This window comes from Nonomuraea insulae, assembly GCF_042656245.1.
The window spans coordinates 139,304-159,084 of record NZ_JBHSPA010000029.1; the positions used below are offsets into that span (position 1 = coordinate 139,304).

17 protein-coding genes are annotated in these 19,781 nt (G+C 70.8%); 6 read left to right on the forward strand and 11 right to left on the reverse strand.

What is annotated here, in order from left to right; all coding sequences use genetic code 11:
• The first annotated feature begins 22 nt into the window (after positions 1-22).
• A complete protein-coding gene (locus ACFPZ3_RS26560; RefSeq protein WP_379517061.1) occupies positions 23-481 on the forward strand; it encodes a phosphotransferase in 459 nt (152 codons plus the stop codon).
• Here ACFPZ3_RS26560 and ACFPZ3_RS26565 read toward each other — a convergent pair.
• From ACFPZ3_RS26565 to ACFPZ3_RS26575, 3 genes are all read right to left on the reverse strand, one after another.
• Positions 448-987: a S1 RNA-binding domain-containing protein gene (locus ACFPZ3_RS26565; RefSeq protein WP_379516944.1), complete on the reverse strand. Its 540-nt coding sequence runs from the start codon at positions 985-987 to the stop codon at positions 448-450. The two genes, ACFPZ3_RS26560 and ACFPZ3_RS26565, sit on opposite strands and share 34 nt — an antisense overlap.
• 74 nt (positions 988-1,061) lie before the next feature.
• The gene (locus ACFPZ3_RS26570) at positions 1,062-3,083 is read right to left on the reverse strand and encodes a beta-galactosidase (protein ID WP_379516945.1); all 2,022 of its coding nucleotides are present in this window, start codon (positions 3,081-3,083) and stop codon (positions 1,062-1,064) included.
• Positions 3,084-3,112: 29 nt separating this feature from the next.
• Positions 3,113-5,389: a beta-xylosidase/alpha-l-arabinosidase gene (locus ACFPZ3_RS26575; protein WP_379516946.1), complete on the reverse strand. Its 2,277-nt coding sequence runs from the start codon at positions 5,387-5,389 to the stop codon at positions 3,113-3,115.
• A gap of 214 nt (positions 5,390-5,603) precedes the next feature.
• Between ACFPZ3_RS26575 and ACFPZ3_RS26580 the strand changes: the two genes are divergently transcribed.
• On the forward strand, positions 5,604-6,623 hold the full coding sequence (locus tag ACFPZ3_RS26580) for a LacI family DNA-binding transcriptional regulator (protein ID WP_379516947.1): 1,020 nt from the start codon (positions 5,604-5,606) through the stop codon (positions 6,621-6,623).
• Between the two features lie 10 nt (positions 6,624-6,633).
• Here ACFPZ3_RS26580 and ACFPZ3_RS26585 read toward each other — a convergent pair whose 3' ends face one another.
• Together ACFPZ3_RS26585 and ACFPZ3_RS26590 are read right to left on the reverse strand one after the other, a co-directional pair.
• The gene (locus tag ACFPZ3_RS26585; RefSeq protein ID WP_379516948.1) at positions 6,634-7,281 is read right to left on the reverse strand and encodes a response regulator; all 648 of its coding nucleotides are present in this window, start codon (positions 7,279-7,281) and stop codon (positions 6,634-6,636) included.
• Between the two features lie 4 nt (positions 7,282-7,285).
• Complete coding sequence (locus ACFPZ3_RS26590; RefSeq protein WP_379516949.1) at positions 7,286-8,452, reverse strand: sensor histidine kinase; 1,167 nt, start codon at positions 8,450-8,452, stop codon at positions 7,286-7,288.
• A 350-nt stretch (positions 8,453-8,802) separates the two neighbouring features.
• Between ACFPZ3_RS26590 and ACFPZ3_RS26595 the strand changes: the two genes are divergently transcribed.
• Positions 8,803-9,384 carry a hypothetical protein gene (locus ACFPZ3_RS26595; protein WP_379516950.1) on the forward strand — a complete coding sequence of 194 codons (582 nt, stop codon included), beginning with the start codon at positions 8,803-8,805 and terminating at the stop codon, positions 9,382-9,384.
• Between the two features lie 197 nt (positions 9,385-9,581).
• Here the strand turns inward: ACFPZ3_RS26595 and ACFPZ3_RS26600 are convergent, their stop codons facing one another.
• The gene (locus ACFPZ3_RS26600; protein ID WP_379516951.1) at positions 9,582-11,894 is read right to left on the reverse strand and encodes a rhamnogalacturonan lyase; all 2,313 of its coding nucleotides are present in this window, start codon (positions 11,892-11,894) and stop codon (positions 9,582-9,584) included.
• A 610-nt stretch (positions 11,895-12,504) separates the two neighbouring features.
• Between ACFPZ3_RS26600 and ACFPZ3_RS26605 the strand changes: the two genes are divergently transcribed.
• Complete coding sequence (locus ACFPZ3_RS26605; protein WP_379516952.1) at positions 12,505-12,768, forward strand: hypothetical protein; 264 nt, start codon at positions 12,505-12,507, stop codon at positions 12,766-12,768.
• Here the strand turns inward: ACFPZ3_RS26605 and ACFPZ3_RS26610 are convergent.
• From ACFPZ3_RS26610 to ACFPZ3_RS26630, 5 genes are all read right to left on the reverse strand, one after another.
• Complete coding sequence (locus ACFPZ3_RS26610; RefSeq protein WP_379516953.1) at positions 12,765-14,009, reverse strand: zinc-binding dehydrogenase; 1,245 nt, start codon at positions 14,007-14,009, stop codon at positions 12,765-12,767. The genes ACFPZ3_RS26605 and ACFPZ3_RS26610 overlap by 4 nt on opposite strands.
• A 72-nt stretch (positions 14,010-14,081) precedes the next feature.
• Positions 14,082-14,441 (reverse strand): hypothetical protein, encoded by a 360-nt coding sequence (locus tag ACFPZ3_RS26615; RefSeq protein WP_379516954.1) that lies wholly within the window; start codon positions 14,439-14,441, stop codon positions 14,082-14,084.
• On the reverse strand, positions 14,438-15,304 hold the full coding sequence (locus tag ACFPZ3_RS26620; protein ID WP_379516955.1) for a DODA-type extradiol aromatic ring-opening family dioxygenase: 867 nt from the start codon (positions 15,302-15,304) through the stop codon (positions 14,438-14,440). Before ACFPZ3_RS26620 ends, ACFPZ3_RS26615 begins: the two co-directional genes overlap by 4 nt.
• A complete protein-coding gene (locus ACFPZ3_RS26625; protein WP_379516956.1) occupies positions 15,297-16,115 on the reverse strand; it encodes a citryl-CoA lyase in 819 nt (272 codons plus the stop codon). The genes ACFPZ3_RS26620 and ACFPZ3_RS26625 overlap by 8 nt, the downstream gene beginning before the upstream one ends.
• Positions 16,112-17,269, reverse strand: coding sequence for a CaiB/BaiF CoA transferase family protein (locus ACFPZ3_RS26630; protein WP_379516957.1), 1,158 nt, complete (start codon positions 17,267-17,269; stop codon positions 16,112-16,114). Before ACFPZ3_RS26630 ends, ACFPZ3_RS26625 begins: the two co-directional genes overlap by 4 nt.
• A gap of 158 nt (positions 17,270-17,427) precedes the next feature.
• Between ACFPZ3_RS26630 and ACFPZ3_RS26635 the strand changes: the two genes are divergently transcribed.
• Both ACFPZ3_RS26635 and ACFPZ3_RS26640 read left to right on the forward strand, forming a co-directional pair.
• A complete protein-coding gene (locus tag ACFPZ3_RS26635) occupies positions 17,428-18,861 on the forward strand; it encodes an amidohydrolase family protein (RefSeq protein WP_379516958.1) in 1,434 nt (477 codons plus the stop codon).
• A gap of 69 nt (positions 18,862-18,930) precedes the next feature.
• Positions 18,931-19,731, forward strand: coding sequence for an IclR family transcriptional regulator domain-containing protein (locus tag ACFPZ3_RS26640; protein WP_379516959.1), 801 nt, complete (start codon positions 18,931-18,933; stop codon positions 19,729-19,731).
• The last annotated feature ends 50 nt before the right edge of the window (positions 19,732-19,781 follow it).

Here is a 19,781-nt window from a genome sequence, read left to right on the forward strand (position 1 = left end):
GAGGCCCGGGCACCACCCTGACCTGCCACGAAGAGCCGATCGAAGGCAGCAGCGGAGCCGCGACCGGCGCCGTGACGCGCCTGACCGGGGTCGCGCGACGCGACCGGCCCCGGTGGCGGCCGACCCGCGCATCGAACGGCTGTGGCAGCGCCGCGACGACATCCTCGTGGTCCTGTCGCACGGCGACTTCTCGGCAGGAAACCTCATCGCCTCGGCGGGCACGACCGTGCTGCTCGACTGGGCCACCCTGGGCGCGGGGCCGGTAGGGGCGGACCTGGCCGCGCTCGCGCTCAGCACGTACACCGATCCTCTTGAGGACTACCTGAGCGGCGCGGACGGCCGCTTCACCAGGGCGGACGTCGAGCTGGGCTACCGCGCCACCCTCGCCCTGACCGGCGCGGGACGGGTGCGCTGGATGTTGTCGCGCGGAACGAAGCTCCCCGACGGCTACGAGGAGTTCGTCCTGTCCATGGCCCCCTGACCACGCGGGACGAACGCCAGGCGACGGCGGGGCACGTCGATCCGGGTCACGACCACGATGACGGGATCGCCACGCCGGACCCGGGCGTCCAGGTCGCGCTCATGGATCAGCCCCTCCAGACCGTTCGGGACGCGTACGAACGCCCCGATCGGCACCACCCTGCTGACCACCCCGTCCAGCACCTGCCCCACCCGCAGGTCCCGCATCGGGTCGGCCACGGTGGCGCGCAGCGACAGCCGCGCCTCGCCGTTGTCGGTGCCTGCCCGCAGCACCTCGCAACGCACCCGCTGGCCTACACGCACGACGTCGGAGGCCGCCCCGATGCGCACCCAGGACAACTCGGGGATCGAGATGAAGCCCACGCCGGGGAAGATCGGATGCCGCGGCCCGTCGTCCAGCTGCACGAACACCCCGAACGGCTCCAGCGCCGCCACCACGCCGGACAGCAGCTCACCCGGGCGCAGCGAGTCGAGGAACGACCGCAACTCCGGGGGCTCGAGATCCACGGCGGCAATCCTGCCACCTGCGTACTCTCCCCGGCCAGGGAAGACCCGAGCGGCCGGGAGAGTTCACGTGCCCGTCACACCCTGGCGAGCTGGATCACCGCGGCGCCGAGGGGCTCCAGCGCCACCTGCCCGGAGACCGCCGCCCCGGTGAGCAGGTCCGTCCCCTCCCCTCCGACGGGGACGGACGCGCCCTCCTCGGCGCTGTGGTTGAGCAGGAACACGTACTCGAAGGAGTCGTCCCCCCGCACCGAGCACTCCACGTGCGCGGGAACGCCGTCGAAGCGGGAGCCCACGCCGGCCTCCGCGACGACGTCCGCCACCACGGCGTCGAACGCCTCCTGCTCCAGCAGCGTCGCGAAGTAGACGACCCGCCCGGCGCCGTACCGGTTCTCGACCACGGCGGCCCGCCCCTTGAGCAGCCCGTCCGCGTACGTCGCCAGCGCCGTCCCCGTCTCCAGGTGCAGGTCGTCACGCCACCACGTGGACGTCGTCCGCCGCCCGTCGCCGAACTCCACGGCGAACTCCTCGTCCGGCCGCGCCGGCCAGTACTCGTCGATCTTGGCCCCGATGAGCCGGCGGAACGCCCCCGGGTAGCCGTCGGGACGCACGCGGTTGTCGCCGTCCACGACGCCGGAGAAGAAGGACATGATCACCGTCCCGCCGTTCCTGGCGAACTCCTCGACGCGCGCCGCGCCCTCGTCGTCGATCAGGTACGCGTTCGGCACCACCAGCACCTTGTACCCCTCCAGCGACGACCTGTGGGAGACCACGTCCACCGCGTGGTGCCGCTCCCACAGCGGCGTGTAGTGCCGCATGACCGTGTCGGTGTAGCTGAAGTCGGAGCGCGGCAGCCCGAAGACCTCCTCCAGCCCCCACCAGCCGTCCCAGTCGAACACGATCGCGATGTCCGCCCGCGAACGCGTGCCCGCCACCGGGGCCAGCAGCTTCATCTCCCGCCCGAGGCCGGTGATCTCCCTGAACGTGCGCGAGTCCGGCCCGGAGTGCGGCAACATCGCCGAGTGGAAGCGCTCCTGCCCGCCGCGGCTGGCCCGCCACTGGAAGAACATCACCGAGTCGGCCGCCCGTGACACCGCCTGCAGCGAGCCGAGCCGCATCCGCCCCGGCTCCTTGACGATGTTGAGCCGCCACTGGCTGACCGCGCTGCTCGACTGCTCCATGAGCATCCACGGCTGGCCGCCCTTGAGCGAGCGGAACAGGTCGTAGTTGAAGGCCGCCGACACGTGGGAGTCGGCGTCGGCCGGGTTCGGGTAGATGTCGAGCGCCGCCGCGTCCTCCTCGGGCGCCCACTTCCAGTAGTCGGCGTGGCGGAAGAAGCGCATGAAGTTCGTCATGACCGGAATGTCGTCGCGGAAGGAGCGCACGATGTCCCGCTCGGCGATGTAGCACTCCAGCAGCGCGTCGGAGGTGAAGCGCTTGAAGTCGAGGCGGCGGGTGGGGTTCATCCACGTGCGCGGGATGTGCGGCACGTCGATCTGGTCCCAGTCGGTGTAGATCTGGCCCCAGAACCGGGTGGTCCACGCCTCGTTGAGCGCGTCGAGGTCGCCGTACTTGCGCTTCAGCCAGCGGCGGAAGTTGACCGAGGCGGCCTCGCCGTACGACGTGGGCCCGTACTCGTTGCTGATGTGCCACATCGCCAGCGCCGGGTGGAAGGAGTAGCGCTCGGCCAGCTTGGTCGTGATGCGGGCCGCGTACTCACGGTAGATCGGCGATGACGGGTCGTAGTGCAGCCGGTTGCCGAAGCCGAACGGCTGCCCGTCCTCCCTGATGGGGAACACCTCGGGGTGCAGGTGGGTGAGCCAGACGGGCGGCGAGGCCGTGGGGGTGGCCAGGTTGACGCTGACGCCGTTCTCGTGGAGGAGATCCATGATCTCGTCCATCCAGTCGAACTCGTACTTGCCGGGCTCGGGCTCCAGCGAGGCCCATGCGAAGACGCCCAGGCTGACGGCGTTGACGCCGGCCTCGCGCATGAGCCTGACGTCCTCCCGCCAGACGGCGCGATCCCACTGCTCGGGGTTGTAGTCACCGCCGTAGGCGAAACCGCCCACGCGCCGCCTGAAGCCTTCCATACGTGACATCTCACTTGCTCCCATAGTTTCGGTGATCCTCAGGTGTCCCGCTCGACGGACACGGCGGTCAGCCGCCGCTCGTCGCCGGTGAACGCGTACACCGGGCCGATCAGCGACACCGCGCGCTCCTCGACCACGTCGGCGACCGAGCGGCGCACGGACACGCCGACCTCGCCGGGCTCCACCACGCGCCGCCCGTCCCTGCCCGTGAACGACAACAGCCGCGCCGGCACGTCGAAGGCGACCCGCGCGCTCTCCCCAGGCGCCAGCTCGACCCTGGCGTACCCGACGAGCTGGGCGACCGGCCGGGTGACCGAGGCGATCCGGTCCGAGGCGTACACCTGCACCACCTCCGCGCCCGCCCGCTCCCCGACGTTGCGCACCACCACCGCGCAGCGGATCGGCTCCCCGGCGACGACCTCCTCCTCGACCGTGAAGTCCGCGTAGGCGAAGCGCGTGTAGCTCAGCCCGTGCCCGAAGGCCAGGACGGGGGCGGGGTCGAGGTTGCTGACCGAACCGGCCCCGCCCAGCCTCGGGTGCAGATAGCTGTACGGCTGGCCGGCGGTGGCGCGCGGCATGCTCATCGGCAGCCGCCCCGACGGGTTCACCGCGCCGCTGAGCACGCGGGCGATCGCGCCGCCGCCCTCCTCGCCGGGGAAATACGCCTGTACGACGGCGGCGGCGTTCCCGACGAGGCCCGGGACCGCGTACGCCCGCCCGGTCATCAGCACCACCACGGTCGGCGTGCCCGTGGCGAGCACCGCGTCGGCCAGCTCCTGCTGCGCGCCCGGCAGGTCGAGGGTCTCGACGTCGCAGCCCTCACCCGAGGTGCCCCGGCCGAACAGCCCCGACCGGTCGCCCAGCACGAGGATCGCCACGTCGGACTCGGCGGCCAGGCGGGCGGCGGCGGGGATCCCCGAGCGGTCGCCGTCGTCCACGCCGGTGCCCCGCCCGGTTCTGATCTCCGCGCCCGGCAGCTCCTCGCGCAGGGCCTCCAGCAGGGTCGGCGCGGCCAGTCCCGTCTCCACGCCGGGGAAGTGCGGCAACACGTGGTTGACGAAGGAGTAGCAGCCGAACAGCGCGGCCACCTCGTCGGCGTTCGGCCCGAGCACCGCGATCCTCCTGCCCGTGAGCGGGAGCACGCCGTCGTTGGTCAGCAGGACGACCGACTCCTCGGCCAGCCGCCGCGCCAGGTCCCTGGAGGCGGGGTCGTCGAGGTCCGCCTCCTGACCGTCCGGCTCCGGGTCGTAGTCGTCGTCGAGCAGGCCGAGCGCCGCCTTCTGCCGCAACACGCGGCGCAGCGCCCGGTCGATCAGGGCCTCGTCGATCAGGCCCTCGTCGACCCGGCCTTCGAGCGTCAGGTACGCCACCCCGGTCGGCAGCTCGACGTCGATGCCCGCGCTCAGCGCCTGCACGGCGGCGTCCTCGGCGTCCTCGGCCACGGCGTGCAGGGTGTGCAGGAACGCCACGGCGAAGTAGTCGGCGACGACCGTGCCCTCGAAACCCCACGCGTCACGCAGGATCCGGGTGAGGTAGTGGTCGTCGGCGGCGATCGGGACGCCGTCGATCTCGGCGTAGGAGTTCATGACCGAGCCCGCGCCCGCGTCGCGCACCGCGACCTCGAAGGGGAACAGCAGCGTGTCGGCCACCTCGCGGGCGCCCGCGTGCACGGGGGCCAGGTTGCGGCCCGCGCGCGAGTTGGAGTAGCCGACGAAGTGCTTGAGGGTGGCGATCACGCCCGTGGACTGCAGGCCGCGCACGTAGGCGGCGGCGAGGGTGGCCACCTCGTACGGGTCCTCGGAGATGCACTCCTCGACCCGGCCCCACCGCTGGTCGCGGATCACGTCGAGCACCGGCGCCAGGCCCTGGTGCACGCCGAGCGAGCGCATGCTCGCCCCGATCCTGCGGCCCATCTCCTCCACCAGGACGGGGTCGAACGACGCGCCCCAGGCCGGCGGCACCGGATACGTCGTGGCCTGCCACGCCGCCAGCCCCGTCAGGCACTCCTCGTGCGCGAGGGCCGGGATGCCGAGCCGGGTGTTGTCCCGCAGCCAGCGCTGCCGCCCGGCCAGCGCCGAGCGCGCTTGCTTCGGGTCGACCGGGCTGGTGCCGTAGTGGCGGGTGATCTGTCCCACGCCGTCCCGGGCGAACGCCTCGAACCGCACGTCCTCGCCCTGCATGGAGTCCTGCAGGGGTGCGACGACGCCTTCCTCACGGTTGACGTTCAGCCAGACGCCCACGAGTTGCGCGAGCTTCTCGCGGAGCGACATGTCCGCCAGCAGTTCCTCGACCCGCCGCTCAACACCTGCAGGCATATACCCTCGTTCGCTCTTGTGGGTACGGAAAGTTTCTGGTGAATTTTCCGAAAGGTTACCGTGACATTGCCGAGCCGTTACGCTAAGCTCCCGCTGGTGACCATGTCAACCACCTGGGCCGATGTGCTGGCCGGGCCAGGTCAGAGGGCTGTCTAGTTTCCGAAACTCGCTGGTGCCCGCGCGAATCGCGGCACCACGGCAAACGGGAGGTTTGGTGCGCCGAGCCACGCTGGCTGACGTCGCGGCGGCCGCCGGAGTGTCGGTGCCGACGGTTTCCAAGGTGCTGAGCGGCAAGAAACACGTCTCCGCCGCCACCAGGGACAAGGTGCTCGAAGCGGTCAGAACCTCCGGCTACGAGGCCCCGCGCGCGCCCAGCAGGCCCAGGGTCGGCATCGTGGACCTGCTCATCGACGGCCTCGGCTCCCCGTGGGCCGAGGTGCTCGTCAGAGGCGCCGAGCAGGCGGCGGCCCGGTGGGGGTTCTCGCTCGTCGTCACCTCCTCCGCCCGGGCCGACTTCGACCTGCGGCGCTGGATCGGGATGGTGCGCAAACGCACCACCGACGGCATCGTGCTCGCGCTCTCCCGGGCCGAGCAGCGCGAGATCGAGGCCATCGAGGAGCTGCTGCACGTGCCCCTGGTGCTGCTCGACCCCGTCGGGCAGCGCGACCCGCGCCTGTCCACGGTGGGGGCCACGAACTGGCTGGGCGGCGTCATGGCCACCACGCATCTGCTGGAGCTGGGGCACACCAGGATCGCTTTCATCGGGGGGCCGCTCGACACGCAGTGCACGCTCGATCGTTACGAGGGCTATCTGGCCGCGCATCGCACCTTCGGGATCGACTCCGACCCGGCGCTGACCCGATACGGCGACTTCGTGGTCACGGGCGGGAAGGCGTACGGGGGTGAGCTGCTCGACCGCGACGACCCGCCCACCGCCGTCTTCGCCGGGAACGACCTGCAGGCCGCCGGGGTCTACCAGGCCGCCACGGAGCGCGGTGTCCGCGTGCCCGACGAGTTGTCCGTCGTCGGGTTCGACGACTCGATGCTCTGCGACATGCTCTCGCCGCCTCTCACCACCGTGCGGCAGCCGCTCGACGAGATGGCCAACGAGGCGGTCCGGCTGGTCTCCGAGGAGCTGACCCATCCCCGGGGGAGCTCGGGCACCCGGATAGAGCTCGCCACGACCCTGGTCGTGCGCGGCAGCACCGTGTCTCCCGTCGTCCGGTCCCGGTGAGGGCCACGGCTCAGAGCAGGCCCGCGTCGCGCACCTTCATGGCCACGTGAACCCGGTTGTCGGTCCCGAGTTTGGCGAAGATCCGGGTGATGTTGGCCTTCACGGTCGCCACGCTCACCGACAGGTCCTTGGCGATCTCGGCGTTCGAGCTGCCCCTGGCCACCTCGATCGCGACCTCCCGCTCGCGGTCGGTGAGCGCGGCCAGAGCGCGGGCGGCCTCCGGGTGGCGCGGTTCGTAGCGGGCGGTGGCCGCCGAGATCACCTGCTGCGCGACGCTCGGTGACAGCACCGGCTCGCCCTTCGCCACCGCCCGCACGGCCTCGATCATCTTCGGCGGCGGCGTGTCCTTCAGCAGGAAGCCGCCGGCGCCGAGCTGCAGCGCCCGCAGCACCCTGTCGTCGGCGTCGAACGTGGTCAGCACCAGGATGCGCGGCGGCGACGGACGCGCCAGCAGCAGCTCGGTGGTGGTGAGGCCGTCCTGCTCGGGCATCCGCAGGTCCATCAGGACCACGTCGGGCCGCAGGTCGCGGATCACGGTCATGGCCTGCTTCCCGTCGCCCGCCTCGCCCACCAGGTCCAGGTCGGGCTCGCCGCCGAGAATGAGGCGCAGCCCCGTGCGGACCATCGGGTCGTCGTCGACGATCACCACTCGGATCACGGGATCAAGCCTCCCACGGCAGTAGAGCGTCCAGGACGAACCGCCCATCACGTACGTCATGGGTGATCGTGCCCCCGGCCATCCGCGTGCGCTCCGCCAGCCCCACCAGCCCCAGGCGCCCGCCTGGCCCCGCCGCGCCGTCCGGGACCGGGTTGCTCACCCGGATCCGCAGCCCGGCGCCGGGCCGCCCGCCGATCTCGGCGCGCACCGGAGTGCCGGGCGCGTGCTTGCGCGCGTTCGTGAGCGCCTCCTGCACGATCCGGTACGCGTGCCGCCCCGTCTGCGTCGGCAGCGACTCCCTGCCGTCCAGCGTGTCGTCCACCTCGACCCGCTGCCCGGCCGCGCGTACCTCCTCGAACAGGGCGTCCAGGTGCGCCAGCGTCGGCTGCGGCGCCTCCAGCCCGCCGTCGCGCCGCAACATGCCGAGCACGGCACGCAGCTCGTTGAGCGACTGGTGGGCGTTCTCCTGGATCGCCAGCGCCGTCTCGCGCGTCTGCTCGGGACCCAGATCCTTCCGGTAGGCCAGTCCGCCCGCGAGCATCGCCAGCAACGAGATGCGGTGGGCCAGCACGTCGTGCATCTCCTGGGCTATCTTGAGCCGTTCGGCCAGCTTGGCCTGCTCCACCCGCTGCGCCTGCGCCGCCTCCTGCGCGGCCCGCTGGGCGTCCTCCAGCTCGCGCCGCCCGCGCAGATAGAGGCCGAAGAGGGTGATCCCGGTGAACACGAGCCCCGAGACCAGCCCGTAGAGGGCGGTCAGCAGGAACTCCCCCTTCCACCTGGTGGAGGCGAGCACGCAGAGCCAGAACACGACCGCCACCGGCACCACCTGCCGCCACCGCCGGTGCAGGGCCAGGGACGCGAACGCCACGATGGCCGGGCCGTTCATGGCGAACGAGAACGCCGTCGGCAGCGCCGTGAGCAGCGCCACCTGCCACGGCCACCGCCGCCGCCACGGCAACAGGACCAGGCCCGCCGCGCCGATGCCCATGTCGGTGAGCAGCCCCGGGATGTCGATGTCGGGCGTGGGAGTGCGGCCGGCGGCGGCCAGGAGGAGTGAGTAGAACAGCAGGGGGGCCGCGGCGAACAGGTAGAGAAACGCGGTGCCCAGTTTGTCGGGAAGCGGCCGCCGGCCAGAGGTCAGTTCTTGGTCGGGGTCGGGATGGTCGTGCACGGACTCCAGCCTAGACACCACGTGTCCAGCGCTTTAGCACCCTGGGTCCACTTCACTGGAGACCATGGGCTACCTCGACGACGGGATCCGCTTTACCATTCAAGGTAGATCTATGCCGGTTTCGTGGTAGTCCGTTTGCCTTTGTCCGGTTTGGGCGGTAATGTCGTGACTGTTGCCGGCGAAGGACCCTGTGCCCTACGCATGTAGGCAGGGCTTGCCGGATCTCTGAGATCCCGATTCTGGGGATTCTCACGCGCTCCACGTAGTGTCCGTACGGCCGCGTTGCCCGGCTACGTCTTGTTCAGCGAGCGCAAAGTTCCCGTCCCCTTTCCTAAGGACCTGAATTTACTATGATTGCTGCTCGCCTGCGTTCTACTGCCCTGCTCGCCGCTACCGCCCTCACCGCTCTGACCATTGGTTCCGGCATGGCCCACGCCGATGCCCACGCCGATGCCGGCTCCGAGCAGAAGGGCGTGCTGAAGGGCTCGACCACGGCGTCCTACTTCTGGGACGACTCCTCCGGCCGCGCCGGTGACACCGGCCTCCCGGCCGCGGGCAAGCCCATGCAGAAGGGCCTGGTTGCCAGCCCGAGCTGGCCGCTCATGACCGAGGGCTACGTGATGTACCAGGGCAAGAAGCTGCCGTTCTTCGTCGGTGACCGCGGTCCCGGCGACCCCTCGAGCGACGGCGTCATGCTCGACCTTGACGCCAAGACCTTCGCCGACCTCACCGGCGGCCGGTTCAACCCCAGCACGCTGGGCGTGGACGGCGCCGGTGGCGAGGGCCACATCAAGATCGACTACGTTGTCACCAAGTGGGGCAACGGGGTCGGCAAGAAGAGCTATCCGGTCTCCTTCTCCAGTGGCGCCTGGTCCGAGAAGGACAAGAACCCGACGATCCAGCAGGTTTCGGTCAAGAACCCGACCGGCTGACCTGCTCGGTCGTTGCAGAACCGCTCAAAGAGGGCGTCCCCGTCGCCGGGGGCGCCCTCTTCGGCATGTACGGCCCTTTGCGAAGAGCTGCGGTTCGGCGGGGCGGTGGGCCGTCCGGCAGGGCGGGGCCACGCAGTTCGTCCTGTCGTGGGTGCCGCCGGTGTAGGCCGGCCCGGAGGCCGGCCTACACGCGGGGATTACTTGAGGTTGGGTACGGGGACCTTCGACCAGTCGATGTCCGAGCCGAAGTAGAAGCTCGGGTACGCGGGCTGGTTGTAGCCCGTCTGCTGCCTGGCCACGTCCACGCGGTACTGCGGGTCGTGCATGAGGGTGTACAGCTTCCTGCTGGTGACCTCGGTGCTGAGATACATGCGGATCGCGGTGCTGTCCGTGGTGCGGACCAGCAGTTCCTCGCGCCAGTCGCCGAAGACGTCGGCGACCAGGCCCGGGTTGCCCTTCGTCCAGTTGTTGGTCAGCGTGCCCTCGGCGGTCAGGACCGTGCCGCGCTTGTAGTCGTCGATGGTGGGGGTCTGCAGGACGGTGGTGGCGGTGCCGTTGATGAGCTGGGTGGTCATGTCGGCGGCCCAGCGGATGCTCATGTTCGTGCCGGGGGCGTTCCTGCCCAGGTAGTCGCCGCGCGCGGACCACAGGCCCGCGTCGATCGCCTGGTTGGGCGGCATCGAGGACCACGTTTCGAGGCCGCGGATGTCCGGGTCGATGTCGCCGACCATGCCTCGGCCGGTGTCCACGCCGCTGTAGCCGCCGTGGATCACCTTGCCGGTGGCCGCCTCGCGCAGCGCCCAGCCGTACGGGGCCGACGACGCGCCCTCGTGCACCGTCCAGATCTCCAGGCCGGGGCGGTCGGGGTCGAAGTCGCCGACGTGCATGGCGTCGCCGTGGCCGAGGCGGACGTTCTGGCCCGGCACACCGCTCTGCGGCGGGGCCACGGCGAAGGAGGAGTACAGCAGGTCGCCGTCGTCGTCGATGGTGGCGGAGCCGTACACGATCTCCTGTTTGCCGTCGCCGTCCACGTCGGCCACGCCCATGGAGTGGAAGCCCTGGGTGGTCAGGCCGGCATATTCCGGGTTGCTGCCGGGGACGCCGTGGGGTGAGGAGTTGAACGGGTTGGACATCGGGGCGTGGCCGCTGTCGACGTACCAGCGCTCCTTGAGCTTCTTGCCGTTCCAGTCGTAGGCGACCAGCGTGGTGCGGGTGTAGTAGCCGCGGGCGAAGACCGCCGACGGGCGCTTGCCGTCGAGGTAGGCGACGGAGGACAGGAAGCGGTCCACGCGGTTGCCCGGCTCGATCCTGGCCATCGCGTAGTCGCCCCACAGCAGGCCGTCGTCGCCGCGGCCCGGCTTGTAGCGGATGGTCTGCAACTCGCGGCCGGTGGCGCCTTCGAGGACCGACAGATATTCGGGGCCGGTCAGGATATATCCGGCGAACTCGCGCAGCCTGTTGTTGCCGCTGCGGGCGGGTGCGTAGACATCGATGAAGTACGTGGCCAGCTCCGTCGCGTCCGCGCGGGAGAGCGGGTAGGTGTACTTCTTCTCGATGCCGAACGCCTCCTCCAGGGTGGCGGGCCAGCGGCCGGCGACGACCTCCGGGTGCTCGTGCCATTTCGCGAACATGTCAACAACATGGTCGAAATAGTCTGCGGCACTCTTTCGATAGTCGTCGGTGTTGGAGTATCCGGCTTTGAGGTCCTCGCGCGGCATCGTGATATAGCGCTCGGAGATGACCCGGCCATTGGTCCCATAGCGAATGATCTTCGTGCCCGGGGCGGTCTTGAGCATCATCTCCGAGCGGCCGTCACCGTCGAAGTCGTAGACCGGGAACTGCGTGTAGTGGGCGCCGGAGCGGATGTTCACGCCCAGGTCGAGGCGCCAGCGCAGGGTGCCGTCCAGCTCGTACGTGTCCACGTACGTGTTGCCGGTGTACCCGCGCTGGGAGACGTCCTTGGAGTTCGACGGGTCCCATTTGACCACGTACTCGTACTGGCCGTCGCCGTCCACGTCGCCCACGCTCAGGTCGTTGGCCGAATACGTGTACGCCTCTCCCGCCGGGGTCACTCCGTCGGCGGGCTTCTTCAGCGGCAGATCATAAAACGATTTAACCCACGGCGTGGCCGCCGGGCTGCGCCGGCCTTCGCGCCCCTTGACGATCGGGGCCACGCGGTACTCGGATTCCGCGGTGCCGGTAGCGTCACGGTAGTTGGTGCTGTCGGTCACGGTGGCGATGGGGCGGCCGTCGCGGTAGACGCGGAAGTCGGCGCCCGTCATGCCCGAGGCGCTGTGGCCGGACACCTCCTCGCCGAGGAGTCGCCAGCTCAGGAAGACGCCTTCGCTGGTGGAGGCGGCTACCAGGCCGCGGTCCAGGTGTTCGAGCCGGATGCCGGAGCCGTGGCCGCCCGAGGTGACCGCTGCCGCGGGTAGCGCCGTCAGGGGGAGGCAGAGCAGGGCGGTTAAGCCTGTGGCCAGGGCGCGGCGGATGCTGCTGGGGGGTCTCATGGTTTTGAGCTCCGCTGGATTAAATCGATATAATTTTAGGTGGGAGAATATTGGGCGCTTGTGAGGTTTGTCAAGGGTTTGTTTCTATGGGGTTACTCGGAATGGGGAAATGGGGTGGCCATATGGGGGTGAATTCACCATCGGGAAAACGGCCTTTCCGATCGCCCGAACTTTCTCCACCCGTTCGCCATCCCCCACCCGCCCACCCTGATCCAGACCGAACCCCCTCGGCCGTGGGGGCGTCCCGCGCGTGGGGACGCCGGTTCCGGACGCCGGCTGGGGCCGTTCGGGGGAGGGCTTGGCGCCCGGGCCGGACTCGGGGTGCGAGACGCGGGGTGCGGATGCGAGACATGGGTGCGGGGTGCGGGGTGCGGGGTGCGGGGTGCGGAGTGCGAGACGCGGGGTGTGGGATGCGCGCCAGGGGCCGGGTGCGGGGTGCGGACGCGGGATGCGAGACGCGCGCCAGGGGCCGGGCGGGGTCGCGAGGGAGGCGGTCGCAGACGTCCCGGTGTTGTCGTCGCCGCGGTCGGAGCGGCCCAGCTCGTGTGACACGAGGTTGCCCTCGGCGTGACAAAGCGGTGGCACGCCGAGACGGTGGCACCGTGGGCTCGTGGCGCGTGTGGTGCAGATGGCACCCCTGGTGCCTGTGGTGCCCGTGGCGCTGATGGTGCCGGTGGTGCGGGTGGTGCCGATAGTGCCGATGGTGCCGGTGGTGCGAGGGGTGCCAGAGGTGCGGCTGGCCCGGATGGTGCGGGCGGGTGGTGCGGTGAGCCTGAGATGCGTCGAGAGAGCGGCGCCGAAAGCTGGTGGCGCGCCCGAGACGGTGGTGTGGGCGAGCCGGGTGGTGTGTGTGGGCCGGGTGGTGCGGGGTTAGCTGGTGTGCAGGACGATGCGGCCCCTTGCCGTGCCCGCCGCCTGACGTTGCCAGGCGGCCGCGGCCTCCGCCAGTGGCGACACCTCGTATACCACCGCCAGCCGTCCCGCCGCCGACTGCTCCGCGATGAACGCGACGGCCCTGGCCAGCTGCTCCCGGGTGAGTTCGTTGTTGGTGTATCCCAGCACCCGGAGTGAGCGGCTCCGCAGGGTGGAGGAGTCGAGCGGGCACGTCTCCGACGCCGACCCGCCCAGGTTGACCAGCCGGCCACCCTTGCGCAGCGTGCGGGCAGCCGCCGCGGCCGGGATGCCGAAGAGGGGGTCGAGCACCAGGTCCACCGGCCCATCACAGGCGGCGGAGAACCGGTCGGCCAGCTCCGCCACATCGGTGCTCACGGGCGGGATCGCGCCCGCCGGTGCCGCCACTTCGGTGTCTCCGGGCGAGGTCCTGGCGTCCGGTTCCGTTACAGAAGGATCTCCGGGCGAGGTCCTGGCGTCCGTGCCGGCCGGTTTCGTCACGGAAGCGTCTCCGGGCGAGGTCCTGGCGTCCGTGCCAGTCGGTTCCGTTACGGAAGCGTCTCCGGGCGAGGTCCTGGCGTCCGTGCCGGCCGGTTCCGTTACGGAAGGGTCTCCGGGCGAGGTCCTGGCGTCCGTGCCGGCCCATTCCGTTACGGAAGCGTTCCCGAGCGGGATCACGGCGTCCGCGCCCGCCAGACGGGCCCGTTCGAGGCCGGCGGAGGAGCGGGCGGCCGCCACGACGCGGCGCGCTCCCGCCAGGCGGGCGAGCTGGATGGCCGCCTGCCCGACCACGCCGCCCCCGCCGAGCACCAGCACCTGCTCACCGGCCGCCAGCTCGCCCCGCCAGGTCAGCGCCATGTACGCGGCCACCGCCGACAGACCGAGCGCGGCCACGGCGAGCGGATCGGCCCCGGCGGGCAGCTCGACCAGGTCCTCGGAGGGCACCGATGCCAGCTCGGCCATGCTGCCGTCCCCCGGAGCCATGCCGGCCGGGGTGGGGAACCACACGAGCCTCCCCCCGGCCGTGCCCACGCCCTGGACGCCGGGTACGTACGGGAGGGCGGGCGTGCCGAAGTAGGACGTGCCGCCCGCGCACAGCAGGTCAAGCGGCGTGATCGGAGCGGCGACGACCCGCACCAGCTCCCGGTCCGCCCCGGGCACAGGCGAGGGGTGCTCGCCCACGACGGGTGGCCGCCCGCAGGTCTCGATCCGGACGGCACGCATCGGCGATCGCGGGGCCGTGGATCGCGGGGTTCCCGCGGCGCCCATCAGACGGCGCCCATCACGTGGCGCCCATCACGTGGCGATGTCCGGGTACGGCAGCCGCTCGTGCGCCAGCCGCCGCGCGTACTCCGTCTGGAACCCGAGCGGCGGATGATCCCGCTCGAACAGCGCGATGAACAACGTCAACGTCAGGAACGGATGCGCCCCCAGCTCGAACAGCACCGGATAGTCATGGGAGGCCAGCGCCTCGCGTTCCCTGTCGTCGAAGTGCAGCCAGGTGGACGACTCGCCGGTGTGGCAGCCGAGGATGCGGTTGGCGTACGCGGCCTCCCACCAGTCGACGGTGGCCCGCGGCTGCTCACGGTAGCGTTCGACCAGTTCGGGGTCGCGGTCCACGGTGAACAGGAATTTGTTCAGCAGGTACTTGCTCACGATCGGGCGCCTCCGTCCGGGTACCAGGTGAAGTACGCCTCCATGGTGTGGAACAGGTCGTAGGTGTCCACGTAGTCAGCCTTCCTGCCGTCCCCCGCGACCCCCATCATCAGCATGAAGTCCATGAACCCGTGGGTGGCGTTCCCGGGCAGGTGCAGGCTGTCCAGCGTGACCTCGGCCAGGCAGCCCTCGATGTCGCCTGAGGAGATCCACTCCACGGCCCTGCGGTCGAACTCGGGGTCGGGGCCGTGCGGGCCGAACTGGCGCGGCCCGCCGAGTTCGAGCGACAGGTGCCCGGTGCCGATGATCGCGACGCGCTGCCGGGAGGGCCAGGACTCGACGAGCTCCCTGATGGTCCGCCCGAGCTGCACGAACCGCTTCGGCCGGGGCAGGGGAGGGGCGAAGATGTTGGTGTAGACGGGCACGATCGGCAGGTCGTTCTGCGGGCGCAGGGTGATGATCGGGCAGGTGATCGAGTGGTCGATCCGCAGCTCGTTGGAGAAGGCCAGGTCGAAGCCCGCGTCCAGGCCCTCGCGCAGGATGTACGCCGACAGGTCCTCCTGCCCCCTGCACACCATCCGCGGCAGCCCGAACTCGCGTTCCTCGTTGTAGAAGTTCGCGTCGTAGTAGGGCGCCTTTCCGATCAGGAACTGCGGCATGTTGTCCAGCCAGAGCTGGTGGAAGTGGTCGGAGCCGACCATGACCAGCACGTCCGGCCGGGCCCTGGTCAGCGTCTCCCTGAATGCCGCCACCTTGCGCGCCCACTCGTCGGCGAACGGCGGCCGGTCCTCGCCGGTGGCGGTGCTGGCCCGGTAGTAGAAGGGATGGTGGGTGGATGCGATGACCGCGACGATCTCAGCCATGTGAACCTCCATCGGAGACATCGGACGGGAACGGCTCAGGTGGGATGGATCGGTTGTTCAGGTCCACCGACAGGAAGATCTCGTTGGCCACCGGCCGCCGCAGCTCCTCCGCGAGCTGCCCGATCAGCCCGGCGGTCCTGGCCAGCAGCGCGAACCCCCGCAGCAGCTCCAGGGGCAACCCCAGATCGGCCAGCGCCGCGCCACAGGCCCCGGCCCCGTTGAGCGGCAACCTCCGCCCCAGGACGCGCGGATGCACCCGCCCGATGGCCTCGAACAACGACAGGTGCGGCCCGAACAGCCCCTCCTCGGCCGCGATCTCGAACAGCCGCGACGTACGCGGATCGCCGTCCTTGTGCACGTGGTGGCCGAGCCCGGGAATGAGCCCGCCGGCCTCCCGCCGCGAACGCACGCTCTCCAGGGCGAGCACGTCCCAGTCGGCCTCCTCGGACGGCAACGGGTCACGCGCGGCCAGCTCCTCGTGCAGGAACCGCCCGCAGTCCTCGGTGACGCCGAGGAAACGCGAGCCGCCGCCGAGCAGCCCGGCGGCCAGCGCCCCCTGTACGGAGTCCGGCGCCGACAGGTACGTCAGCCGCGTAACGATGGCGGTCGGCGTGAACCCGTGGTCGGCCAGCGCGGCCAGCACGGCCTCGAACACCCGCACCTCACCGGGGGAGGGGCGGCGCTGGGTGGCCAGCCAGAACGCCAGCTCCCCGAACCCCACCTCCCCCATCACGTCGGCGGCCAGATCCCGCCCCAGCAGCGTGATCGACGTGGGCGAGGACGCCCCGAGCGCGGTCGGGTACTCGGTCATGAGGCCCCCAGCCACTTCCGCAGCTCGGCGCCATGCTCGTCCAGCTCGGGCGGCGGCAGCGCGTACCCGGCGGGCGTTTCGGAGAACCGGATCGGATGCCGCGTGGTCGGCACCGCCCGCGCGCCCTCACCCACCACCACGACCGGCTCCAGCCCGAACCGCTCCGCCACCGCGAACCCGCCGTCGATGGTGTTGATCGGCCCGCTCGGCACCCCGGCCTCCACCAGCAGCCCGAACCACTCGTCGGCCGGCCTGAGCACCAGCCGCTCGACGAGCAGCGGCCGCAACTCCTCCCGCCGCTCGGTACGGTCGGCGTTGCGCGCGAAGCGCGGGTCGTCGGCCAGCGAAGGAACGCCGAGCACCTCGCACAACTTGCGGAACTGGCCGTCGTTGGCCGCCGCGATGATCAGATCGTGGTCGGCGGTCGGCAGCGGCTCGTACGGGAACACGCTCGGATGCGCGTTCCCCATCCGGTACGGCACCACGTCCCCGGCCACGTACGCCGAACTCTGGTTGACCAGCCCGGTGAGCGCCGACGACATCAGGTTCACCTCGACGTGCTGCCCCTGTCCGGTGGCCTCGCGGTGCCGCAGCGCGGCCAGCACGCCGATGACCGCGTGGTTGCCCGCCATCACGTCGAACACCGAGATCCCGGCCCGGTACGGAGGCCCGTCCGGCTCCCCGGTCAGGCTCATCAGCCCGGACATGGCCTGCACCATCAGGTCGTAGCCGGGCACCCGCGCGCCGGCCCCCGCCCCGAACCCGCTGATCGAGGCGTACACGAGGCCCGGATTGCCGGCGGAGACGGCGGCGTAGTCGAGCCCGTACTTGGCCAGCCCGCCCGGCCGGAAGTTCTCCACCAGCACGTCCGCCCGCCGCGCCAGCTCCCTGGCCAGCCCCGCGTCACCCGCGTCCCGCAGGTCCAGCGCGATCGAGCGTTTGCCCCGGTTGACCCCCAGGTAGTAGGTGGACGCCGCGCCCCGGGCGGGCGGCGTCCATGAGCGGGTGTCGTCCCCGCCGGGCCCCTCCACCTTGACGACGTCGGCCCCCAGGTCCGCCAGCAACATCGTGGCGTACGGCCCGGCCAGGACCCTGGAGAAGTCGGCCACCAGCACGCCGGACAGCGGCCCTCCAGGATCAGAGGTGTCAGTCATCCGGCTCCATTCTCGCGTCCGTGAGACGGACGATTGTCCGTTAGGGTGATCTCAACATTGCGAAGCCACTGCGTCAACCGTCTTGACAGCGTCGTGCCCGCTTATCACAGTGACGGTGACCGTACAGCGGACACTCGTTCGCTAGTAAGGAGCACGCCATGAACGAGTTCGAGGCCGGACGCCCCCTGATCCTGCGCGGCGGCACCGTGCTACCCATGGAGGGACGCGAGGTGCTCACGAGCACCGACGTCCTCGTCACCGGCGACAGGATCACCGCAGTCGGCCCCGGACTGGAGGCGCCCGAGGGCGCCGCCGAGATCGACGCGACCGGGGGCATCGTGATGCCCGGCATGATCGACACCCACCGGCACATGTGGCAGACCGCGATGCGCGGCTACGGCGCCGACTGGACCCTCACGCAGTACTTCGTCTGGTACTACCTGGAGTACGGCAAGCTCTTCCGCCCCGAGGACGTGCACGCGGGCAACACCCTGGCCGCCATCGAGGCCCTCGACGCCGGGGTCACGACCGTCGTGGACTGGTCGCACGGCCTGCGCACCCCCGACCACGCCGACGCCGCCGCCGACGCGCTGCAGGGGGTGCCGGGGCGCTACGTGCTCGCCTACGGCAACATCCAGCAGCCGCCCGCCGAGTGGACGACCGCGCCCGAGTTCCGCGACTTCGTGCGCCGCCGGATCACCGGCGACGACCTGCTCGGCTTCCAGATCGCCTTCGACGTGCTCGGCGACCCCTCCTTCCCCGAGCAGCCCGCGTTCGAGGTGGCCAGAGACCTCGGCGTGAGCGTCACCACGCACGCCGGCGTGTGGGGCGCGACCAGCGACGACGGCATCCGGCTGATGTACGAGCACGGCTTCATGTCTCCCGGCGCCATCTACGTGCACGCCGCGTCCCTGTCGGCCGACTCCTACCACCGCATCGCAGCCACCGGCGGCTCCATCTCGGTCTCCACGGAGAGCGAGCAGAGCGCCGGGCAGGGCTACCCGCCCACCTGGGCCGTCCGCTCCCACGGCATCCCGGTCTCGCTGTCGATGGACACCAGCGTCTGGTGGAGCGGCGACCTGTTCTCCGCCATGCGGACCACACTCGGCGCCGACCGCTCGCGCGAGCACCTGGAGGCGCACGCCAAGGGCGAGACGGTCACGCACGCCGCCCTGCGCGCCGACCAGGTCGTGGACTGGGCCACCAGAGGCGGCGCCCAGGCGATCGGCCGCGACGACCTCGGCACGATCGCGCCGGGGCAGAAGGCCGACCTGGTGCTCATCAAGAACGACGCGTCGCCGGTGTCGTTCCCGCTGCTCAACCCGTTCGGCCACGTCGCGTTCCAGGCGCAGCGCGGCGACGTGCACACCGTGCTGGTCAACGGGCGGGTGGTCAAGCACGAGCACCGGCTGGTGGGCATCGACCTGGCCGTCGCGCGGGCCCAGGTGGACCGCACGATCGACTACCTCAAGGGCGAGATGGGACAGGAGGCCTGGGACAAGGGCATGAACCCGGACATCCCCACGGGGGAGGTGCTCGACAACCCGTACACCTACACCGACTACCGCAGCGACAAAACACACCGCCTCTGATCGGCCGTGGTGCGGACGGGCGACCGTCTAAAGTCGGACCCGTCGAGATCTGAGCGAGTGAGGGCCTACATGGCACGTGGTGAGACAGGACCTGACTTCATCGAGGCGCTGGCCCGCGGCCTCGAGGTCATCAGGGCCTTCCGGCCGGGCCGCCCGGTCATGTCGCTGACCGAGGTGGCCACCGCCGCCGGCCTGGCCCGCCCCACGGCCCGCCGCATCCTGCTCACCCTGCAGGAGCTGGGCTACGCCAGGGCCGAGCGGGGCGGGTTCGCGCTCACGCCGCGGGTGCTGGAGCTGGGCGTCTCCTACGTGCGCTCGATGGGACTGTGGGAGGTCGCCAGGCCGCACCTGGAGCGGCTGGTCACGCAGACCCGCGAGTCGTCGTCGATCGCCCAGCTCGACGGCTCCGACATCGTGTACGTCGCGAGGGTCTCCGTCCCGAAGATCGTCGCGCTGTCGGTGCAGATCGGCACCCGTTTCCCCGCGCTGCAGACCTCCCTGGGCAAGGTGCTGCTGGCCGCGCTGCCGCCCGCCGAGGTGGAGCGGGTGCTGGCCGAGCCCAGCCGCTCGGGCGTCGAGCCACGCTGGTGCCCCGACGCCAAGGAGCGCGAGGCGGCGTTGCGCTCGGTGCGGGCCAAGGGCTGGGCGATCACCGACCAGCAGCTCGCCCTGGGCATCAGGTCGGTGGCCGCGCCGCTGCGCGACGGGCTCGGCAACGTCATCGCCGCGGTGAACGTCAACGCCCACGCCGCCGAGACCTCGTTGGAGAAACTGACGGAGGAGCACCTTCCGCTGCTGCTCAAGACGGCGAGCGCGATCAGCGCGGACTGGGCGGCGTACGAGGCGGTGCCGCACGTGACGGCCTCCTGAGCTGATCGGGTCTTGCCGGTTGGTCATTGTCGGCCTTCAATGATCCCCAT

Excerpts from the sequence above, each read along its gene's own strand:
- ACFPZ3_RS26570 (WP_379516945.1), bottom strand. The coding sequence starts at position 3,083 with ATGTCACGTATGGAAGGCTTCAGGCGGCGCGTGGGCGGTTTCGCCTAC.
- ACFPZ3_RS26575 (WP_379516946.1), bottom strand. The coding sequence starts at position 5,389 with ATGCCTGCAGGTGTTGAGCGGCGGGTCGAGGAACTGCTGGCGGACATG.
- ACFPZ3_RS26595 (WP_379516950.1), top strand. The coding sequence starts at position 8,803 with ATGATTGCTGCTCGCCTGCGTTCTACTGCCCTGCTCGCCGCTACCGCC.
- ACFPZ3_RS26600 (WP_379516951.1), bottom strand. The coding sequence starts at position 11,894 with ATGAGACCCCCCAGCAGCATCCGCCGCGCCCTGGCCACAGGCTTAACC.
- ACFPZ3_RS26610 (WP_379516953.1), bottom strand. The coding sequence starts at position 14,009 with ATGCGTGCCGTCCGGATCGAGACCTGCGGGCGGCCACCCGTCGTGGGC.
- ACFPZ3_RS26620 (WP_379516955.1), bottom strand. The coding sequence starts at position 15,304 with ATGGCTGAGATCGTCGCGGTCATCGCATCCACCCACCATCCCTTCTAC.
- ACFPZ3_RS26625 (WP_379516956.1), bottom strand. The coding sequence starts at position 16,115 with ATGACCGAGTACCCGACCGCGCTCGGGGCGTCCTCGCCCACGTCGATC.
- ACFPZ3_RS26630 (WP_379516957.1), bottom strand. The coding sequence starts at position 17,269 with ATGACTGACACCTCTGATCCTGGAGGGCCGCTGTCCGGCGTGCTGGTG.
- ACFPZ3_RS26635 (WP_379516958.1), top strand. The coding sequence starts at position 17,428 with ATGAACGAGTTCGAGGCCGGACGCCCCCTGATCCTGCGCGGCGGCACC.
- ACFPZ3_RS26640 (WP_379516959.1), top strand. The coding sequence starts at position 18,931 with ATGGCACGTGGTGAGACAGGACCTGACTTCATCGAGGCGCTGGCCCGC.